17 protein-coding genes, 1 pseudogene and 1 other annotated feature are annotated in these 19,496 nt (G+C 44.4%); of the genes and pseudogenes, 8 read left to right on the forward strand and 10 right to left on the reverse strand.

Features of this window, described 5'->3' with window-relative positions:
- The first annotated feature begins 506 nt into the window (after nucleotides 1-506).
- Nucleotides 507-2,096: a potassium/proton antiporter gene (locus HED67_RS01580; RefSeq protein ID WP_178441718.1), complete on the forward strand. Its 1,590-nt coding sequence runs from the start codon at nucleotides 507-509 to the stop codon at nucleotides 2,094-2,096.
- 136 nt (nucleotides 2,097-2,232) lie between these two features.
- Nucleotides 2,233-2,853 (forward strand): HAD family hydrolase, encoded by a 621-nt coding sequence (locus HED67_RS01585; RefSeq protein WP_221717324.1) that lies wholly within the window; start codon nucleotides 2,233-2,235, stop codon nucleotides 2,851-2,853.
- Nucleotides 2,854-3,167: 314 nt separating this feature from the next.
- On the opposite strand, the gene tyrS is transcribed toward HED67_RS01585, so the two are convergent.
- Nucleotides 3,168-4,391 (reverse strand): tyrosine--tRNA ligase, encoded by a 1,224-nt coding sequence (gene tyrS / locus HED67_RS01590; RefSeq protein ID WP_117528550.1) that lies wholly within the window; start codon nucleotides 4,389-4,391, stop codon nucleotides 3,168-3,170.
- A 49-nt stretch (nucleotides 4,392-4,440) separates the two neighbouring features.
- Nucleotides 4,441-4,682, reverse strand: a binding site (T-box leader).
- A gap of 97 nt (nucleotides 4,683-4,779) precedes the next feature.
- Entirely contained in the window at nucleotides 4,780-5,862 is a 1,083-nt protein-coding gene (locus HED67_RS01595; protein ID WP_221717325.1) for a CdaR family transcriptional regulator, read from the reverse strand.
- Nucleotides 5,863-6,165: 303 nt separating this feature from the next.
- Here HED67_RS01595 and HED67_RS01600 point away from each other — a divergent pair, with 303 nt between their 5' ends.
- Genes HED67_RS01600 through HED67_RS01605 form a run of 3 tightly spaced genes read left to right on the forward strand, consistent with a single transcriptional unit; the run spans nucleotide 6,166 to nucleotide 8,267 of the window.
- A complete protein-coding gene (locus tag HED67_RS01600) occupies nucleotides 6,166-7,311 on the forward strand; it encodes a glycerate kinase family protein (RefSeq protein WP_221717326.1) in 1,146 nt (381 codons plus the stop codon).
- Between the two features lie 36 nt (nucleotides 7,312-7,347).
- Nucleotides 7,348-7,650 (forward strand): Rossmann-fold NAD(P)-binding domain-containing protein, encoded by a 303-nt coding sequence (locus HED67_RS16975; RefSeq protein ID WP_246612068.1) that lies wholly within the window; start codon nucleotides 7,348-7,350, stop codon nucleotides 7,648-7,650.
- Nucleotides 7,536-8,267 (forward strand): D-2-hydroxyacid dehydrogenase, encoded by a 732-nt coding sequence (locus tag HED67_RS01605; protein WP_260702770.1) that lies wholly within the window; start codon nucleotides 7,536-7,538, stop codon nucleotides 8,265-8,267. The genes HED67_RS16975 and HED67_RS01605 overlap by 115 nt, the downstream gene beginning before the upstream one ends.
- A 299-nt stretch (nucleotides 8,268-8,566) precedes the next feature.
- On the opposite strand, the gene HED67_RS01610 is transcribed toward HED67_RS01605, so the two are convergent.
- The 3 genes from HED67_RS01610 to HED67_RS01620 all read right to left on the reverse strand — a co-directional run bounded on the left by HED67_RS01610 (nucleotide 8,567) and on the right by HED67_RS01620 (nucleotide 10,769).
- On the reverse strand, nucleotides 8,567-8,860 hold the full coding sequence (locus HED67_RS01610) for a hypothetical protein (RefSeq protein WP_221717327.1): 294 nt from the start codon (nucleotides 8,858-8,860) through the stop codon (nucleotides 8,567-8,569).
- Complete coding sequence (locus HED67_RS01615; protein WP_221717328.1) at nucleotides 8,857-9,249, reverse strand: DUF4367 domain-containing protein; 393 nt, start codon at nucleotides 9,247-9,249, stop codon at nucleotides 8,857-8,859. The genes HED67_RS01610 and HED67_RS01615 overlap by 4 nt, the downstream gene beginning before the upstream one ends.
- A 302-nt stretch (nucleotides 9,250-9,551) precedes the next feature.
- Nucleotides 9,552-10,769, reverse strand: a complete 1,218-nt coding sequence (locus tag HED67_RS01620; protein WP_117529016.1) for a glycoside hydrolase family 3 N-terminal domain-containing protein — start codon at nucleotides 10,767-10,769, stop codon at nucleotides 9,552-9,554.
- A gap of 248 nt (nucleotides 10,770-11,017) precedes the next feature.
- On the opposite strand from HED67_RS01620, the pseudogene HED67_RS01625 reads away from it, so the two are divergent.
- Nucleotides 11,018-11,296 (forward strand): annotated as a pseudogene (locus tag HED67_RS01625) (ISNCY family transposase); the annotation flags it as partial.
- A 281-nt stretch (nucleotides 11,297-11,577) separates the two neighbouring features.
- On the opposite strand, the gene HED67_RS17510 reads toward HED67_RS01625, so the two are convergent.
- The 5 genes from HED67_RS17510 to HED67_RS01650 form a co-directional block, all read right to left on the reverse strand.
- A complete protein-coding gene (locus tag HED67_RS17510; RefSeq protein WP_260702769.1) occupies nucleotides 11,578-11,742 on the reverse strand; it encodes an IS3 family transposase in 165 nt (54 codons plus the stop codon).
- Nucleotides 11,676-11,978 (reverse strand): IS3 family transposase, encoded by a 303-nt coding sequence (locus HED67_RS17620; protein WP_221717329.1) that lies wholly within the window; start codon nucleotides 11,976-11,978, stop codon nucleotides 11,676-11,678. The genes HED67_RS17510 and HED67_RS17620 overlap by 67 nt, the downstream gene beginning before the upstream one ends.
- Nucleotides 11,979-12,070: 92 nt before the next feature.
- Entirely contained in the window at nucleotides 12,071-12,592 is a 522-nt protein-coding gene (locus HED67_RS01640) for a helix-turn-helix domain-containing protein (protein ID WP_221717330.1), read from the reverse strand.
- A gap of 118 nt (nucleotides 12,593-12,710) precedes the next feature.
- The gene (aspS, locus tag HED67_RS01645; RefSeq protein ID WP_221717331.1) at nucleotides 12,711-14,462 is read right to left on the reverse strand and encodes an aspartate--tRNA ligase; all 1,752 of its coding nucleotides are present in this window, start codon (nucleotides 14,460-14,462) and stop codon (nucleotides 12,711-12,713) included.
- An 834-nt stretch (nucleotides 14,463-15,296) separates the two neighbouring features.
- Nucleotides 15,297-16,652, reverse strand: a complete 1,356-nt coding sequence (locus HED67_RS01650) for an MATE family efflux transporter (RefSeq protein ID WP_221717332.1) — start codon at nucleotides 16,650-16,652, stop codon at nucleotides 15,297-15,299.
- A 342-nt stretch (nucleotides 16,653-16,994) separates the two neighbouring features.
- Here HED67_RS01650 and spo0A point away from each other — a divergent pair, with 342 nt between their 5' ends.
- Nucleotides 16,995-17,795 (forward strand): sporulation transcription factor Spo0A, encoded by an 801-nt coding sequence (spo0A, locus tag HED67_RS01655; protein ID WP_178439393.1) that lies wholly within the window; start codon nucleotides 16,995-16,997, stop codon nucleotides 17,793-17,795.
- A gap of 122 nt (nucleotides 17,796-17,917) precedes the next feature.
- Nucleotides 17,918-19,366 carry a glycogen synthase GlgA gene (gene glgA / locus HED67_RS01660; protein ID WP_178439396.1) on the forward strand — a complete coding sequence of 483 codons (1,449 nt, stop codon included), beginning with the start codon at nucleotides 17,918-17,920 and terminating at the stop codon, nucleotides 19,364-19,366.
- Nucleotides 19,367-19,496: the final 130 nt, after the last annotated feature.

Here is a 19,496-nt window from a genome sequence, read left to right on the forward strand (position 1 = left end):
CTGGGGAAAAATGAATCGCGGGGCACGCGAGGATAGCTTGTAGATACTTGGCTCAGTAGAGCCATTGAGCAAGAAGCCCCCACTTCAAAATCTGTGATTTAAGTGGTGGGAGCATGTCACTTAAAATCGTGTATAACAGATGAATATAGATGCAAAGTAGCGACTATCAATGGCGATATCGAAACCGGATAGTCGCTTTTTTGCGTTATGAAAATCATAGACAATGAGATCAAAAAACAGGAAAAGGAGATCTGAGCAATGTACCGAGTGATGTTGGTAGAGGATGATGGTGCCGTCAGATATGGATACAGAAAAATTTCATCTGTAAGGAGAGAGGGGTAAAATCGTCTTAAAAATCAGTAGAGTGGATTTATTATGGCAAAGGAATCTTCTGCTAACTGGCAAAGGTATCCATAATATGGTAGAATAATTTTGTAGCTGATCATTCAGGCCTGAAGATGTTGTTGGTCATCAGGCCTTGAAAGTCTGTGAAGGAGGAACTGCCTATGGCTCAAAACCTGATTTTAGTTGCAATTGTTTTATTTTTATGTTTGATGGCCGAGAAGCTGTCAGGAAAAGTCGGCATGCCGGCGTTGATTCTGTTTATGGGTGTGGGGATGCTGTTTGGCAGTGACGGTATTCTTCGGATTGCCTTTGATGATTATGGATTGGCACAGAATATCTGCCTTATCGCCCTATGTTTTATCATGTTTTACGGCGGTTTCAATATGAAATGGAGCGCAGCAAGACCAGTGGCCGTCAAAGCCATCTGTCTTTCTACTATTGGTGTTGTTGTGACAGCCGGTCTGACAGCGGTATTCTGCTTGGTGGTTTTGAAGTTTGATTTCGTCGATGCCTTTCTGATGGGAGCTGTGTTATCATCAACGGATGCAGCCAGTGTCTTCTCCGTATTACGAACGAAAAAGCTGAATTTAAAGGATGGTACGGCGTCTATTCTTGAGATGGAGAGCGGCAGTAATGACCCGGTGGCTTATCTTTTGACAATGATCGGTATCATGATGAAAACAGGCGGAAGTCTCAGCTCCCTGCCCTATATGATTTTTGCCCAGGTGGTGTTCGGCCTGGCTATCGGCGCAGCGGCTGCTTCCCTTGGCATTCTTTTACTGAAGAAGGGAACGATGCAGGCAGCAGGCATGGATATGATCCTTGTGACCGCCCTGGTGATGATTGCCTTCGGTTTATCTGAGGCCATCGGCGGCAATGCATTTCTGACGGTTTATCTCATGGGGATTTTGCTGGGAAACAGCAATATCAGAGGCAAAGAAACGCTGATCCCATTTTTTGACGGCATGACCGGTCTGGCTCAGATTGTTCTGTTCTTCTTGCTGGGACTTTTGTCCTTTCCACACAAGCTGCCGCAGATTTTCTTTGTATCCCTGGCGATTGCCATCGTACTGACGGTGATCATCCGTCCGGTTACAGTATTTCTGATTATGAAGCCTTTTAAATGCAGCAGCAGGCAGTGCCTGATGATTTCCTGGGCAGGGCTTCGAGGTGCGGCCTCCATCGTGTTCGCCATTATGGTGATCGCGGCCAGTTCGTCATCATCAGATACATTGTTTCATACAGTATTTATGGTGGCTCTTTTATCTGTTGCCATACAGGGGACTTTTCTGCCATTTGTAGCAGAAAAGCTGAAGATGGTGGATGATAGCTGCGATGTCCGTATGACTTTTAACGATTATAAGGAAGCATCAGAAATTACCATGATGCAGATGGAAATTCCGGAGGGACATAACTGGGAGAACCGTCTGGTGAAAGATGTCAGCATGCCAACAGGCTCATTAGCTGTGATGATCAAACGCCATGGCGAGACACTGATTCCCGGCGGTGATACAAGGATACTGGCGGGAGATACCATTGTTCTCAGTGTTCCGGCCTATGAGTCCGGCGGTCAGGAACATCTTGAGGAGCAGGAGATTAGCCCAAAACATCGTTGGTGCAATAAAACCATTGCAGAGTTGATGCTCCCTCACGGAACGCTGATCGTACTGGTGCGGCGGGGCAATGAAAATATCATTCCAAATGGTCAGACAGAGATTCTGGAAGGAGATCATGTAGTGATCTACCGATAAATGTGATATATAACTTTATTGATGAATCAAGCTATATTTTATCCTTAAACAATAGATGATAGATTTGCAGGGCAATATATGCTAAGATGTGAAAGTAACAGAAAATGGAAATCATGACTCTTGAAAGGAAAAATATATGATAAAGAATATTGTTTTTGATATGGGGAATGTTCTTGTGGCTTATGATGGCCGCAAGGTATGTAAACATTACATAAAGAATAAAAAGGACAGGAAACGCGTATTTACGGCAATTTTTCAGTCACCGGAATGGGTTTATCTGGATATGGGTGTGATGCCGGAGGAACAGGCCCTTGACCAGATGTGCGCCCGTCTGCCGAAGCGGCTCCATGAAGCGGCAAGACTGTGTATGCGGGATTGGCATCTCTATAATATGAAGCCCATCAAAGCAATGATTCCAGTCATCCAGGACCTGAAAGCGCGTGGTTTCAAACTGTATATCTGCTCCAATGCCTCCCTGCGTCTGCCGATGTGCTATCAGGAACTGCTGCCGGAAGTAGACAGCTTCGATGGCATCCTCTTCTCAGCAGAAGAAAAACTGCTAAAGCCGCAGAAAGAAATCTATGAGCGTTTATTTGAAAAATTCAACCTCAAACCGGAAGAAAGCTACTTCATCGATGACCTTCAGCTCAACATCGACGGCGCCGCAGCCTGCGGCATGAAAGGATACTGCTTTGCAGACAGAAACGTAGAAAAACTGCAGAAAGCCCTGGACAAATTCAATGAGGACACTAAATAGAATGAATGACGTTAAGATTTGAGGTCATAATCAGTGCCGATGGCAAGATTGTTTTTGAAAAAAATAACGGGACGGCGCATTGGTATCTTCAAATGGCGTGTCAGCAGAAAATAAAATATGGAATTCAAAAAGAGACATTCAATCCCAGGTGCTTCAGCATTGGCTGGTACTTAGATGCTGTTCTTTAGCATCTTATGTACCACTGCCAAATGCTGGCAGTGCGAACGTGCCTGGGATGAATGTCTCTTTTTGAATTCCATTTGATATACAGGGATGACACGCCAAAGAATACTTAGAGCGCCGTCCCCTCTGTTTTATTCAAACACAATCTTGCTGTATTTTTTCTTGCCGCGTCGTACGACAAAGTCTTCTTTCATAATGTCTTCCGGTGTGTAAGCTGCTTTAAAATCAGTAACTTTTTCACCATTGACGGTAACACCGCCCTGCTGAACATTACGTCTTGCTTCAGAACGTGTCGGGCAGAGGCCTGCAGCTACAAGGATACCGAGGATATCGATGCTTCCATCTCTTAAATCAGCTTCTGTCAGTGTTGTGGTTGGCATATCAGCAGCGCTTCCTGCTGAGAACAGTGCACGGGCACTTTCCTGAGCCTTTGTGGCTTCCTCTTCACCGTGAACAAGCTTAGTCAGTTCAAAGGCGAGGATTTCCTTGGCCTGATTTAACTGGCTGCCTTCCCATTTATCCATCTCGTCAATCTGCTCAAGCGGCAGGAAAGTCAGCATACGCAGGCATTTCAGAACATCTGCGTCGCCCACATTTCTCCAGTACTGATAGAAGTCGAATGGAGATGTCTTATTAGGGTCAAGCCATACAGCACCGGACTGAGTCTTGCCCATCTTCTTGCCTTCTGAGTTCAGAAGCAGTGTAATCGTCATAGCAGATGCATTTTTGCCGAGCTTACGTCGAATCAGTTCTGTACCGCCCAGCATGTTGGACCACTGATCGTCACCGCCGAACTGCAGATTACAGCCGTATCTCTGGAATAACTCATAGAAATCATAGCTCTGCATGATCATGTAGTTGAATTCCAGAAAGCTTAATCCGCGTTCCATACGCTGCTTGTAGCATTCAGCTGTCAGCATACGGTTAACAGAGAAGTGGGCGCCGACGTCACGAAGCAGCTCGATATAGTTTAAGTTCATCAGCCAGTCAGCGTTGTTGACCATCAGTGCTTTGCCGTCTGAAAAGTCAATGAAACGGGACATCTGTTTCTTGAAACAGTCAACATTGTGCTGGATGGTTTCAGGTGTCATCATCTGGCGCATATCTGTACGGCCGGATGGGTCACCGATCATAGCTGTACCGCCGCCGATTAAGGCGATTGGACGGTTGCCTGCCATCTGCAGACGCTTCATCAGGCAAAGAGCCATAAAATGGCCGACATGAAGACTGTCAGCGGTAGGGTCAAAACCGATGTAGAAAGTTGCCTTTCCGTTGTTGATCAGTTCCTTGATTTCTTCTTCATCTGTAACCTGGGCAATCAGGCCTCTGGCTACCAGTTCATCATATAAAGTCATGAGAAGTTCTCCTTTCAAAATTGTATGAAATAAAAAAATCCCCGTCCTGTATAAGGACGAGGAATAACTCGCGGTACCACCTTAATTAAACAGCTATTCGCATAACTGTACTTATCAAGTATCTGTCAATACTTGTGCATACTAACGGTTGCATTCCGTCGCAGCCTACTTGGAATCGTTCGGTGCGCAGCTTGTGAAGGTATTCAGCGATAGCTTCCCCTCTGCCTTCCACCAACCGGCAGCTCTCTGGATGTTCCACTATGGCTTACTTATTTCAGTCATTGCCTTTGAGATATCTGTTTAACATTATAAAGCATAAACAGTTTTTGTCAATACTATTTTGGAGGAGATTTTATATTGATAAGTTATACTAAAAAAGTGAATCGGACTATTTAGCCAGGTTCAATCCAAGATACAGCATTACCGCATCCCTGAAGGCTCTCGGATTCAGCCCGGATTTCTTGAAAATATGATTCAGTTTATACTGCAGTGTATTTTTGTGTATAAAAAGCTGCCGGCTTGTCCCGGACAGGGACATATCATTTTCAAAGTAAGCAGTGAGAAGATGACGTTCGTTTTCATCCAGAGTGGATAAGGTCTTGGAGAGAAATTCGGCTTTTTCCAGTGGATTCAGCCCGGAGAAAATGAGCTCAAGACCGAGATCATCAAAGCAAATATACCCTTCTGTCTGAATTGAAAAATGTTTCATGGCGGTAACAGCTGTCTGATAGGAATCACACAATTGATAGACAGAGGTCATTTTGCCGACAGTCATTTTCAGGGATATCTGATGATCCTTTGCAAAGCGTTCCAGAATATAAGCGTTGTGTTCCAATTGTGACGGCAAAACCACAGCGACATATTCATTCGGATAGTAAAAGGTATACAGTCTTATAGAAAGCATTTCAAAAAACTGATGGATTTTCTGCTCCAGCAGAGAAAGATTGTCGGAAGGACTTTCAGCGGCTGCACGAATCAGCAGGATTCGGTATTTTTGGGTAATATTGATGCCGCATTCTTTCAGGCAGGCATTAAGATAATCCATGTTGGCAGAAGTCTGGTGGATCAGCGCTTCCATAGCAAAATGACGCTTGTCCGCCTGATTGCGGCTGATGGTGTTCAGTTCCCGTTCACGGATCAGCAGATGCGTGATGCGCTCCGCCAGATGGGCATATTTGCGGACTTCATCCGGCTGTCCGGTAATGCCGATCACGGCCATGAAGGTCTGATTGTAGTAAACAGGCAGGTTGATGCCCATGCGTGTGCCATGAAAATTGTCATCGGCACGGACCTCAATCGTTTCGCCTGTAAGAGCCGCCTGATGGCCGATTTCATGAAAGGTGCCGATTCTTTCCGGATCCGTACTGGAAAAAATAATGCCAGACTGGTTAATAAAATTTACATCCTGCCCGCAGACGTCCTTCACGGTGTTGACGACCTGTGCTGCAAGGGTTCTGTCGATTTTGAACATAGCGTACCTCCGATTTATAATTCTACAAGTATACCATAGCCATTTCTTGCATTTTCATTGATAATAGCGATTTTCATATTATGAACCTGCCATTGCGATGGATTATTTACACCTATTTTATCATAAAAAAGTATGAATAACAATTTATGCCAGATGTATACAAGAAAATTGTTCTATTTAACATATATGCAGAGCAAAAAAAAGGATATACTTTCAGTAAGAAAATAAAAACGACAGAGTGCATCTCGGTTAACGGATGCAGTCAATGTACAGCAAGTACGTAACGTATGGAGGTATCAACAAATGAAGGCAGTGATTGCAATTGATTCTTTGAAAGGCAGTTTAAGTTCTATTGAGGCAGGGCAGGCCATTGCGGAGGGCATCAGAAAAGCAGATGCCAAGGCAGAGGTGGTCATCCGGCCGTTGGCAGATGGCGGAGAGGGTACGGTTGAGGCTCTTGTATGCGGCATGAATGGGACATTACAGTATGTGAAAGTGACAGGCCCCTTGGGTGAGCCGGTTGTATGTGAGTACGGCATTATTGCTGAGACAAAGACCGCAGTGATTGAGATGTCAGGTGCAGCGGGTATTACACTTGTACCGGATACCAAGAAGAATCCGCTTTATACAACAACTTACGGTGTAGGTGAAGTCATTCGTGATGCCATTGAAAAAGGATGCCGCAGATTTATTGTTGGTATTGGCGGCAGTGCCACAAACGATGGCGGTATCGGTATGCTGCAGGCATTGGGGTATGGTTTCCTTAACAAAGACGGCCAGCAGGTGCCTTTTGGTGCCATCGGTCTCAAAGAATTAGAGACAATTACAGATACTTACGTCCTGCCGGAGCTGGCGGAATGTGAATTCAAAATCGCCTGTGATGTGACGAATCCCCTTTGTGGTGAAAATGGATGCAGTGCTGTCTACGGCCCGCAGAAGGGTGCCAATCCATCCATGATTATGGAGATGGATAAATGGCTTCGTTATTATGCAGCTCTTGCAAGGGAAAAATTTCCGAAAGCCGATCTTAATGAGCCGGGGACAGGCGCAGCAGGCGGCCTGGGATTTGCGTTTCTGACATTTACCAATGCAGTTCTTGAGTCCGGGATCAAAATCGTTCTGGAAGAAACAAAACTGGAATCCTATGTCAAAGGAGCAGATGTTGTTGTAACAGGCGAAGGCAGACTGGATTTCCAGACAGCCATGGGCAAAGCACCTGTGGGGGTTGCCGGATTGGCCCAAAAATTTGACATTCCTGTACTGGCCTTTGCCGGCAGTGTGACAAAAGATGCCACAGAGTGCAACAAAAACGGCATCGATGCATTCTTCCCAATCCTTCGCGGTATCTCAACACTGGAAGAAGCCATGAAACCTGAAAATGCCAAACAAAACTTGACAGACACAGCAGAGCAGGCATTTCGTCTTTTCAATATTTGCCGCCAGGCCTAAACTTATTGATTACGCAGAGGTTTTATGGAGGTTATGATGGAAAAAACGGTTTTGGTTGTGATTCCCACAGAGGAGAGACATAAAGAGAAGTTGGAGCGTGCCGGTAAAGGCTGCCGGTTTGTGTATGCGTCACCGCAGACGGCAACAGAAGAAATGATTGAAGCAGCAGATGTGATTATCGGCAATGTGAAGCCGGACAGACTGCATGCACCGGAAGGTCTGCAGTGGCTGCAGCTGAATTCTGCCGGTGCAGATGCTTATGTGAAGCCGGAGATTTTAACAGTGCCACAGGTGTTTACGGCAAGGCTGTGGCAGAGCATAGCTTTGCCATGCTTCTGATGCTGCAGAAGAAGCTGAATTTATACAGAGATGCCCAGAAAAAGAACGAGTGGAGTGATTTTGGTACAGTCACATCCATCACAGATGCCATAGTGCTTGTTGTGGGACTGGGAGATATCGGTCTGCATTTTGCCAGACTGGCCAGTGCTCTTGGCGCCCATGTCATTGGTCTGAAACGCTCCATGGGGCCGTGCCCGGAAGGTGTTCATGAATTACATACCATGGATGAACTGGATGAATGGCTGCCGAAGGTGGATGTGGTCGCCTCATTTGTGCCGTCAACAGCTGCAACGCATCATATGTACAAAAAGGAACGATTGATGGCCATGAAGGACACTGCCATCTTCTTAAACAGCGGAAGAGGAGACGCAGTGGCTTCAGAAGTCCTGTATGAAGCACTTTCTGAGGGATGGATTGCCTCTGCGGGAATTGATGTGACAGAAATGGAACCGCTGCCGACAGACAGCCCATTGTGGCAGCTGCCGAACCTGATGATGACACCGCATATATCCGGACAGTTCCATCTGCCGGAGACATTTGAGCACATTGTGGATATTGCAGCCGCAAATTTGGCAGCTTATCTTAAAGGTGAAAACCTCAGAAATCGAATTCAATAATATTAAATTGCGGCGCCTGTCAGATGTAAAGCACTGTAAGATACGATGAAAGATAGCAGAGATGAGGGAAGAGTCCAATTTTTGGTAACGCTTATTCAAAGCGGAGATATCAGTTTGCAAAGAGACTGAAAAGATTTGGAAAATGCTTTCACTTTATAAGGCCTCACAGATAGGATATGTAGAATATAATTGAACTGCTTCCCGTCAAGTAGACAATAGAAAAAATAAAAAATATTTCTGCCATCAGATGTGAATCTGGTGGCAGTTTTTCTATGCTGCGAGTGTATCTTTGAATGTTGTCAAATTTGTCCAACCATCACCAGATTTTTTTGTGGATACATAAATATAATAATTTTTGTAACTCCTTTATTACCTGTAACTGACGCATTACCAATATATTGTCCGCCATCCACTAAACATCCTTGAGAAGTATCAGACGTATATTTCCAACGTTCAATTTTAGGTGCTCCTTCAATTTGCGACAATTCCCAGCTATAATCATTATTATCATCTTCTATTCCTGATGCAAAAGAAATGCTACATACACCAAACGACAATACTACAACCAATATTAATGCAATAATCTTTTTCAATATAAATCTCCTTCATTTACTAAGGTTAATGAATTAGCAAGCTGAATCATTTCATTTTTTGAAATATCTCCTGATAGTTTAAAAACATATCCATCGTATGCCAAAATTAGATAATTGGATTTTTTTTGTTGAAAATAGCCTGTACCATCTAATATTTTGCATAACTCTTTTTGAGAATCATTATTATTAATCCAGTTATTTATTTCTCCAACCATCTGAGAAAAAGTATAATAATTATTTTCTTTATTCGAATATTCAAAAAAATTACTTCGCTTGCCATCTGTCCTAGATATTTCCTCATATCCATCCAGCGTTTCACTTAACACATAAACATTTTCAATATATTCATGATAGTTACTATCCCCGCTGCCGGTTTCTGCCATCACCATATTATACTTTCGATTTAGCCCAGAACATATTTGGATAGTTGAAAAATGATAAGAAGAAACCCACCTCTATGCAGAGGTGGGTTTCTTCTTATCAAAGTGTCCGCAAAGACGGAGACCGTCAGCAGCGCGGCGGCGAAAGTTAGTAAAACGCAAAAACGCAGAGACTTTTTCATAGAAATGCTCCTTTCCCATAGACCGGTCTTTCCAATAGCTGTTCACAAGGAAAGACGAAAAAAGAGGCGTTTTGGTTGCACATTTTCAAAAAAATGCAGCAAATCAGGCTGTTTTCATGAAATATCCAATCAGGGATTGTTTTCGGGAATCCTCAAAAAGGTGTCCTTGCACCGCAGTACCCGGAGACAGGCGTCATCGATGACGCTTTCATCCAATGTGCCCTCCTGCACCGCCGCAATGACGGCGGGGATCTGGGTCCGGTAGTCCGTGGTAACAACCATATCGTTTCCCGCTTGCAAGGCCAGCACAACTACAGCGCCGTCCTTGGCGTAGGCCTTCACGGCGTCCATCGCCAGATCGTCGGTGATGGCGATGCCGTCAAAGCCGCATTCTTCCCGCAGAATTTTGTGAACGGCAGGGGAGAGGGACGCCGGCAGCTCCGGGTCCATGCAGTTGACGATGTTGTGGCTCACCAGCACAAAAGGAGTCCAGGCCTCGATCCCCGCCTTGAAGGGCAGCAGGTCGGCAGTCTCAAAGGTCTCCATCGGCCGCTGATCCACGGCGATGCCGGTGTGGGTGTCTGCGTTATTACCGTAGCCGGGGAAGTGCTTCAGTACCGGCAGCGTACCGCCCTCTGTCATGGCCGGCACCACCAGCCTCACATAATCCGCTGTCATGTTCGCGTCCTGCCCCAGCGTCCGGTCATAGATGAAATCCTTCGGGTCGGTGGACACGTCGCACACCGGCGCGAAATTTACATTGATGCCCAGCGCCCGCAGCTCCCGGCTTCGGGTGTCCGTATCCCGGAGAATTTCTTCAATGCCGCCGATGTAGTTCAGCTTCTGAGGAGATTTGAAGGGTTCAGAGAAGAGGTTAGGGTTTCGGCTGGCCCGGGTGACGGTGCCGCCCTCCTCGTCGCTTCCAATAAACAGGGGGATAGCGGTCGCATCCTGGTAGCTCTCGATTTTCTGGATGAACTGCTCCCGCGTCAGCCAGTTGTCGCCGTCCTTGTAGTCTCGTCCGAACAGCAGATAGCCGCCTAAATGGTAGGTGGAAATATCCTCCACGGCGTTGGTCTCCGGGCACCGGACGAAGAAAAGCTGTCCCACCTTTTCCTCTAAGGTCATGGAGTCCAGTAGTCCCTGCAGCCGTTCTTCACGGGCCTTTTCCGCCGCCAGACGTTCCTGTTCCGCGATTTCCTCCGGCGTCAGCTCCGGTTCCGTGGGCGTGGCGGGTTCCTCTGCCTGTCCCGGCGTCACCGGTTCAGCGGGATTCTCTGTTTTTCCGCAGCCTGTAAGGGTAAATACAGTCAATGCCGCCAAAAGCGCGGCCAAAAAGCGTTTCATAGGCGCCTCCTCTCAAAGTAGCTTCAGCTAGGCGTTTGCGAAACGCCACAAGCCACATAAATACGGCATTTTTTGTTACCTAAAAACAAATAACTCCTCACCGGATATGGTATAATAGAGTTGACTAAAAACTATAAACTAATCACCAAAGAAAGGAGTTATTCTAATACTTATTATACCATATAAACAGCTTTCTTTGGCAGATATTTTTTTAGATTGCCATGAAAAATTTGAAAATGACAAACCTGGGTTTTACTAAAGTTCCAGACGCTTCCAAAATCACACGATTCAAACAGGATTTTTTAGATGACCTCCAGCTTGTTTTCGATAACCTTGTTGATGTTACCGAGCCTATCTGTCAGGCGATCAACTCTGCAAAAGCGGATATGACCATCTTTGATTCTTCCGGTATTGAAGCATTTGTTACTGAAAATAATCCCAAGTATGCTAACAGGATAATCAAGCAGCTTAAGGCATACGCGAAAGCTCAGGGCTTTGATAAATCTTATGATCCATATAAAGCTGCCTAGCCTGTCTTTGATGATGAGAAGAATTTGACGATTGGCATGCGTAAAGCATCTGTGCTCTCGCCTCCATAATAATCTTTGCGGTTTCTTCGTCATAATATCGTACAAGATTTGCTCTGAATCTTCGCTCATGCGTGTCTGATAAGCTACGGGGTATTCTGTCCTGCTCTGATGTCTGCGCATCAACATCTGGCTGAACAGATATTTCATTTTGATTTTCTGCGGAATCCGGATTAGCAAAAAAATCTTCCAGGATCATATGTGCACCTCCTATGCTGCCTTTAAATAATTAGTATATTTTCCATTGGTGTCACTACACCAAGTTTTCTTTGTAAACGTTTATTATTGTAATACACAATATATTCTTCAATCATTTTTATCAGAGATTCCCGACTTGTAAAATGTTTTCTGCTAGGTATTGAGGATTTTTTGCCTGTCGTGTACATCCATTATTGGCATACTTTATCGTTGATTTTATATCTTTCTTTCTGCATATACGAAGTACACGCTTATCATTTACGTATATATCATGGTACCGTTCAAGGTCATCACGTATTCTACGGTATCCTTTATCTGGACTTTCCTTATGGATCTCTTCAATTTTTTCTGCAATTCGTTGGTTTTCTAATTCATTAACCGGAATTTCTCTGTTAAGCCATTTATAATAGGCTGCACGAGTCACTTGACCTAGTTTGCAAAGTTCTGTTATCGGATATCCCTGTTCCTCATGCTCTTCCTTTATTGCCAGGTAAATCTGTGTGTATCTTAATCGGCTTAGCCCTGCCTATTCTCTATTTCGTCGAGTTTTTTTAAGAAAGACGCCTCCATTTCAGCTCGTTTCTTTTCAGCAGTAGCTGTATAATTATGATCATGAGCAATGCAGTATTCTACGATTTCTATTCGTTCTTCAAAAGATGTTTTTCTTCCTTTAGTCATGATGGTCAATCCTCCTGTTCCGGAAGCTTTAAGCTCCTCATGACCATTATACTTCTTAATCCATCTTCTGAGTTGAGTAGTTGAATGAATTTTATACTTTTTGCAGATGTCCATATGTGAACCTTCACCTGCTAAATATGCTGCAACCGCCTGTTCTTTCTCTGCTTTGGAGTAATGCTTATTATGATAAGTCATAAAAGCATCAGCCCCCATTGCTTCATAATTATTTACCCACTGCTTGAAAGCCTGAAATGTAATATCTAAGCGTTTGGCAATTGAATTTATGCTGTCTTTTCCATCTAAATATTCTTTCACAGCATTTATCTTTTCTTTGGAACTATACTTAACTTTTCTTCCCAATAAAAACACTCCCTCCTAGATAAACAGTTTTATTATTTCAATTGTCTACCTAGAAGGGAGCATATCAAATCCTGCCTGTGAGGTCTTTATATATTTACTGAAAATACAATGAAATAGATTAATCGCGCACTTTAATATGTGCTTCTCTCAGCTGTGTCTCAGTGACAATACCCGGTGCGCCGCACATGAGATCCTGTGCGTTGCCGTTCATTGGAAAGGCAATCACTTCGCGAATGTTGTCTTCATTTCTCAGCAGCATGATCATTCTGTCGATACCAGGGGCCATACCGGCGTGTGGCGGGGCACCAAACTGGAAAGCGTTGTAGAGGGCACCGAATTTTGTCTTCAGGTCTTCTTCACTGTAGCCTGCGATTTCAAAGGCTTTGACCATGATATCCAAATCGTGGTTGCGGACAGCACCGGAGGAAAGCTCTACGCCGTTGCAGACGATATCATACTGATAAGCCAGGATATCTTCAGGGTTCATGGTGTTCAGTGCTTCAAGGCCGCCCTGAGGCATAGAGAATGGGTTGTGTGTGAAATCCATCTTCTTCTCGTCCTTGTTGTATTCATACATCGGAAAGTCATTGACAAAACAGAAGCGGAAGGCATTCTTCTCGATCAGGTCAAGACGTTCACCCAGTTCGTTGCGGAGCTGTCCGGCAAAAAGGTTAGCACGTTCTTCTTTATCCGCAATAAAGAAAATCGTATCGCCCACTTCAAGACCTGTGAGTTCAGCAAATTCCTGCTTCATGTCATCAGGGATAAATTTGTCAATGGGGCCTTTATAACTCTTATCTTCCATGATTTCCAGGTAACCAAGGCCGCCCATACCGATGGAAGTGGCGAATTTCAGCAGTTTCTCATGAAAACCCTTGGACATATCGGCATGAACCCTGATGGCACGGACGGTACGTTTCAGGAAAGGTTTGAATGTACATCTCTGGAAGAATTCTGTGACATCCATGATACGCAGCGGGTTTCTGAGATCCGGCTTGTCAGAGCCGAACTGCAGCATAGCATCCTTGTAGCTGATCACAGGATAAGGGGCAGCTGTGACAGAAGCACCCTCCGGTGCAAATTTTTCAAAAGTGGCTGTCAGAACTTCTTCACCTACACGGAAAACCTCTTCCTGAGTAGCGAAGCTCATCTCAAAGTCCAGCTGATAGAATTCGCCCGGTGAACGGTCTGCACGGGCATCCTCATCACGGAAACATGGTGCGATCTGGAAGTATTTATCAAAACCGGAAACCATCAGTAGCTGTTTGTACTGCTGCGGAGCCTGAGGTAATGCGTAAAAACGACCTTTGAACTTTCTGGATGGTACGATATAATCTCTGGCACCTTCAGGAGAAGAAGCGCAGAGGATCGGTGTCTGAATTTCAAGAAATCCCATCTCTGTCATCTTCTGACGAAGGAAGCTGATGACCTGTGAACGGAAAATGATGTTGTCTTTGACTTTCTGGTTTCTTAAGTCAAGATAACGGTACTTCAGACGGACATCTTCACGGATTTCCTTGGAAGTCATAATCTCAAAAGGCAGCTGGTGATAAACCTTGCCCAGCATATCGATGCTGTGAGCTTCAAGTTCGATAGTGCCTGTAGGAATCTTCGGATTGTAAGTCTCCTCGTCACGGTGGTCAATGACACCTTCGATGGAGATGCAGTTCTCTTTGGTAATACCGTCCAGGAGAGAAGTGTCTCTTAAAACAACCTGGAGGACACCGTACATATCTCTCAAATCAATAAAAGATACACCGCCGTGGTCACGGATATTTTCAACCCAGCCTGCGACACGGATGGTCTTGCCAACGTCGCTTTCGCTGATCTCGTTTAAAATTCTGCTGCGGTAAATGTTTGGTGTTGTCATAATTGGTCCCCTTTCATTTTGTGATATTCAATCATATCTGCTGAGATGTCCAGGACGAAAGATATAACAAGTGCCTTGGCACATTCCTGCGCCTGCAGCCTATTCCCTGCAAACTATGAGAAACACGCTCCGCGAGTTTCTCAAGTTATCGCGGCCTCTACACTCCGTTTCGGTCGTTGCTAAACAAGCGCCACTGGCGCTTAGCAACGCCAAGGTCTCGTGCAAGCACGGACTTTGGCTCGTTGCTCGCGTAAATAAAAAATCGCCCTGAACGATGATCGTTCAGGACGAATATAAAATCCGCGGTACCACCTGAATTACTGCAATGCAGTCTCTCAACAGAGGCAAAAACCTCCTGCTGTCTGACGTCCAGCTGACGGCGCACCTACTGGGCAAAATGCTGTTCAGATTGCGGCTGTTAAAGTGTTATTCACGCTGATTCATTCTGTGGGTTCTCACTCTCTCCACTCACTGGAAGCGATAAACAGCGCTACTTCTCTTCGTCATCGCCTTTAACTTTTCGTTAGCAGTATTATAGCCCTTGATAATTTATTTTGTCAACGTAAAAAAGTATGAAAAATTTAGGGAATTAAAGTGGTGATATAGTGAAAAATCACCTATACAACTGGAATAATTTACATATATTTCCAGAAAACTATGAGAAACACGCTCCGCGAGTTTCTCAAGTTATCGCGGCAGTCACCAAGGTCTCGTGCAAGCACGGACTTTGGTTCGTTGCTCGCGTAAATAAAAAAGGCCATTCGCAATTGTGCGAACAGCCTTTGAAAAATGTTCAGTGCAAACTATCAATCAAATCAATGATAGCATACACATTTAGTCCAAATGATGCTGCCAGTCGGCTTTGAACAGGAAGATCAGAAACAGGATGGTACTGCATCCCCATGTCAGCGGATAGGCCCAGGAAATCATCTGAAAAACCGGGAAGAACCGGAGTGCTGTGGTGACGTAGACGATACGCAGGCCGCACCAGAAAAGCAGCATTCCCGCCATTGGTACAACAGCATAGCCGCAGCCCCTCATGACACCGGCAGCGCAGTGGGAAAAGGCCAACAGGAAAAAGAACAGACTGACAATATGGGCGTGAATAGTGCCGTAGGCAATGGCTTCCTGTGTACTGCCGAAAATCTTCAGTGCATATGGAATAAAAAAGTAGATCAGAAGTCCGGTAACCTCAGCAGTGATCATGCCAAATAAGATGCCGAAAACGGCGCCTTTTTTGGCACGATGGTATTGCCTGGCCCCCAGGTTCTGACTGACAAAGGTCGGAAGTGCCATGGCCATACTCATGATCGGAAGGAAAACGAATCCCTCAATCTTGGAGTAGGCCCCCATTCCGGACATAGCGTAAGCGCCGAAGGAATTGATATTCTTCTGAATCACCAGGTTGCCGACGGTGATAACTGCATTCTGAATGCCTGAGGGCAGTCCCTGATGAAGCACTTGTTTCATCATCCATGCGTGATAGCGGATTTTTCGGAAATCCAAACGGGTATAATCCTTCAATCTGCACATACGAAACAGACAGAGAATAACGCTGAGCCCCTGAGAGATAACGGTTGCAACAGCAGCACCTGCAACGCCCCAGTGAAAGGCGGGATGTGCCACAAAAAGCAGATCCAGAAGAATATTCACAATGGATGAGAACAGCAGATAATAAAGGGGATGGATGCTGTCTCCAAGGGCACGCATGATGGACATACAGATATTGTACATGATAACCGTAGACACGCCGCCGAAATAAATCTGGAGATAACTCAGAGCATGGGGCATTACAGAATCCGGTGTACCCATCCACACAAGAAGATGCGGTGCAAGAAAAAGGCCTGCGGCCGTACCGATGATTGAGGCAATCAGACCCATCAGAAAGTTGGTATGAACAGCTTTGGAGACATTTTCTCCATCCTGGGCACCGAAGTAGCGGGAGATGATGACGCCGCCGCCGGTGGCAATGCCTGCAAAAAAACCGATAATCAGAAAAACAATTGTTCCGGTGGAACTAACTGCAGCAAAGGCATTATTGTCGGCAAAATTGCCGATAACCCAGGCATCCACCATATTATAAAATTGCTGAAGCAGCTGCCCGAGAAACAGCGGAATGGTAAAAGCCAAAATACCGCCGGGGATTGATCCATTTGTCAGGTCTACACTGCCTGCATTCCTTTTTTGCATAAAAAACCTCTTTTTCTAAAATTGCTGTAATTGTTCTTAATAGTTCAACTATAAAGTGTATCATGTTTTGCAGAGATGAGCAAGAAATATACAGATAAGTAGGAAAAATCGGAAAAATATCAGATTCGGCAAAGATTGTTTTGGAAAATCGATGAAATATTTGACAATTTGTCGTGTGTTTCGATGCAAAATGACGATAAATGGTTATTTAAAAAAATTTTTTTCAAAATCCTGTCACAAATCGTTCCTTTTTGCGATTGGTAATAATTGAGACATTCTTTTTTTGATAATATAATACATTTAAACACTTGGTGAAAAACAAGGAAAGAGGGAGGTTGTTGTATGACGAAAATCAATGTTGCAATCGTTGACGATAATGAAAGAATGATTGGCCTGCTTGATGCCATATTAAAGACGGACAAGAATATTGAGGTCATAGGCAGGGGGGATGATGGTGTGAAGGCATTGGATATTATCCGTAATCAGGAACCGGATGTTGTCCTTTTGGATCTGATCATGCCGAAACTTGATGGACTTGAAGTTATGCAGCAGGTGAATAGGGATACATCATTGAAGAAAAGACCGGCATTTATTGTTATATCGGCCATTGGTCAGGAGAATATTACGGAGAATGCATTCAGTCTCGGTGCTATGTACTATATTATGAAGCCTTTTGAAAACGACATGATTCTTCGAAGGATCCATCAGGTCACGGAAAAGCAGATGCTTCAGCCGGTACACCAGATTAAAGGCAGAACAGTAGAATATGTATCTGAATACAGAGAGAAGAATCTGGAAGCAGATGTGACAAATGTGATTCACGAAATTGGTGTGCCGGCGCATATAAAAGGGTATCAGTATCTGCGGGATGCGATCATTATGTCAGTGGAAGATAAAGAGGTGATTAATTCTATTACGAAAGTGCTGTATCCGACCATTGCCAAAATGAATAAAACAACGCCGAGCCGCGTGGAGAGGGCTATTCGGCATGCCATTGAGGTGGCATGGAGCCGGGGCAAGATGGATACCATTGATGAGCTTTTCGGTTATACGATACATACCGGAAAGGGAAAGCCGACAAACAGTGAATTTATTGCATTGATTGCGGATAAGATTCGATTGGAATATAAAAACAGAAAATAGTATTTTGCGGATTTTTTGCTTTTATTGTTATAATTTTTGATGTATAATAAAAATAACCAAAAAATATCTGATAATATTTGAATTATACAGTAAAATTTCAATAACAGGAGGAGCAGAGCCTTATGAAAAAAATCCTTTTTGCGGCATCGGAAGCGGTACCTTTTATCAAAACAGGAGGGCTGGCTGATGTAGTCGGATCACTGCCAAAGGCGTTCAATAAAGAAGAGTTTGATGTGAGGGTTGTATTGCCGAAATATCGTGTGATACCGGAATATTTTCATCAGCAGATGGAGTATATGACGAATTTTTATATCAATCTTGCAGGACGTATGATCTATGTCGGTGTCTTTCAGATGGTGCTGGATGGTGTAACATTTTACTTTATTGATAATGAATATTATTTCTCCGGAGATAAGATTTACGAAGATGGTCTGTGGGATCTGGAGAAATTTGCTTATTTCAGTAAGGCTGCCCTAACAATGCTTTGTGTCATCGATTTCAGACCGGATATTATTCATTGTCACGACTGGCAGACAGGTCTGGTGCCGGTCTATTTGAAGAATGAATTTTGGGATAGTTCTTCATACAGTGATTTTTATCAGAATATGAAAGCTGTGATGACTATCCATAACCTGAAGTTCCAGGGCGTATGGAATATAGATGATATGATGCAGGTAACAGGGCTTCCGGGTTATCTGTTTACATCTGATAAGCTGGAGGCTTATCAGGCAGGTAATTACCTGAAAGGTGGTCTTGTCTATGCAGACTGGATCACAACAGTCAGCGGCGAATATGCCAATGAGATCAAGTATCCGTTTTATGGTGAAGGGCTGGATGGCCTGATGCGGGCCAGATCAAATAATCTTTCCGGTATAGTGAATGGCATTGACTATGATGAATACAATCCTGAGACAGATTATTTGCTTGTGCACAATTATTCACCATACGATTTTAGGACAGAGAAGGTATACAACAAGACAGCACTGCAGGAAGAGCTTGGAATGCGGGTTGACGGCGGAAAGTTTATGATCGGCCTTGTTTCCAGACTGACAGATCAGAAAGGTATGGATCTGATCGACTGCGTCATGGAACAGATCTGCTCAGAGGATGTACAGTTTGTCATTCTGGGTACCGGTGATCAGCGCTATGAGAATATGTTCAGATATTTTGAGTGGAAGTACAAGGACAGAGTTTCTGCAAGTATCTGTTATGACAATACGCGTTCACACAGAATTTATGCGGCCTGCGATGCATTTCTTATGCCGTCGCTCTTTGAGCCATGCGGCCTGAGTCAATTAATGAGTCTCCGCTACGGCACACTGCCGATTGTCAGGGAGACAGGCGGACTGAAGGAAACAGTGGAGCCATACAATGAGTATACAGGAAGCGGTACAGGATTCAGTTTTGCTAATTATAATGCACATGAGATGCTGAATGTGATTGAGTATGCCAAGTCTGTTTATTATGGTGACAGAGAAGCATGGAACCGCATTGTGGACAGAGCCATGGCGGCAGATTTCTCCTGGGGCAACTCAGCGAGAAAGTACGAAGATCTGTATCGTTCATTATAAGATGGATAGAAATATGAATTAGGAACTAAAAAGTGATGGGAAAACTGCCCGGGCAATCACATGATGAAATTGCCCAGGCAGTTTTTTTATGTAATAAGAGCGTGCCCAGCAAAGCTGGGGCACGCTCTTA

The sequence above is a fragment of the Pseudocoprococcus catus genome (assembly GCF_019734885.1).
In the GTDB taxonomy this organism is placed as follows: Bacteria; Bacillota; Clostridia; order Lachnospirales; family Lachnospiraceae; genus Coprococcus_A; species Coprococcus_A catus.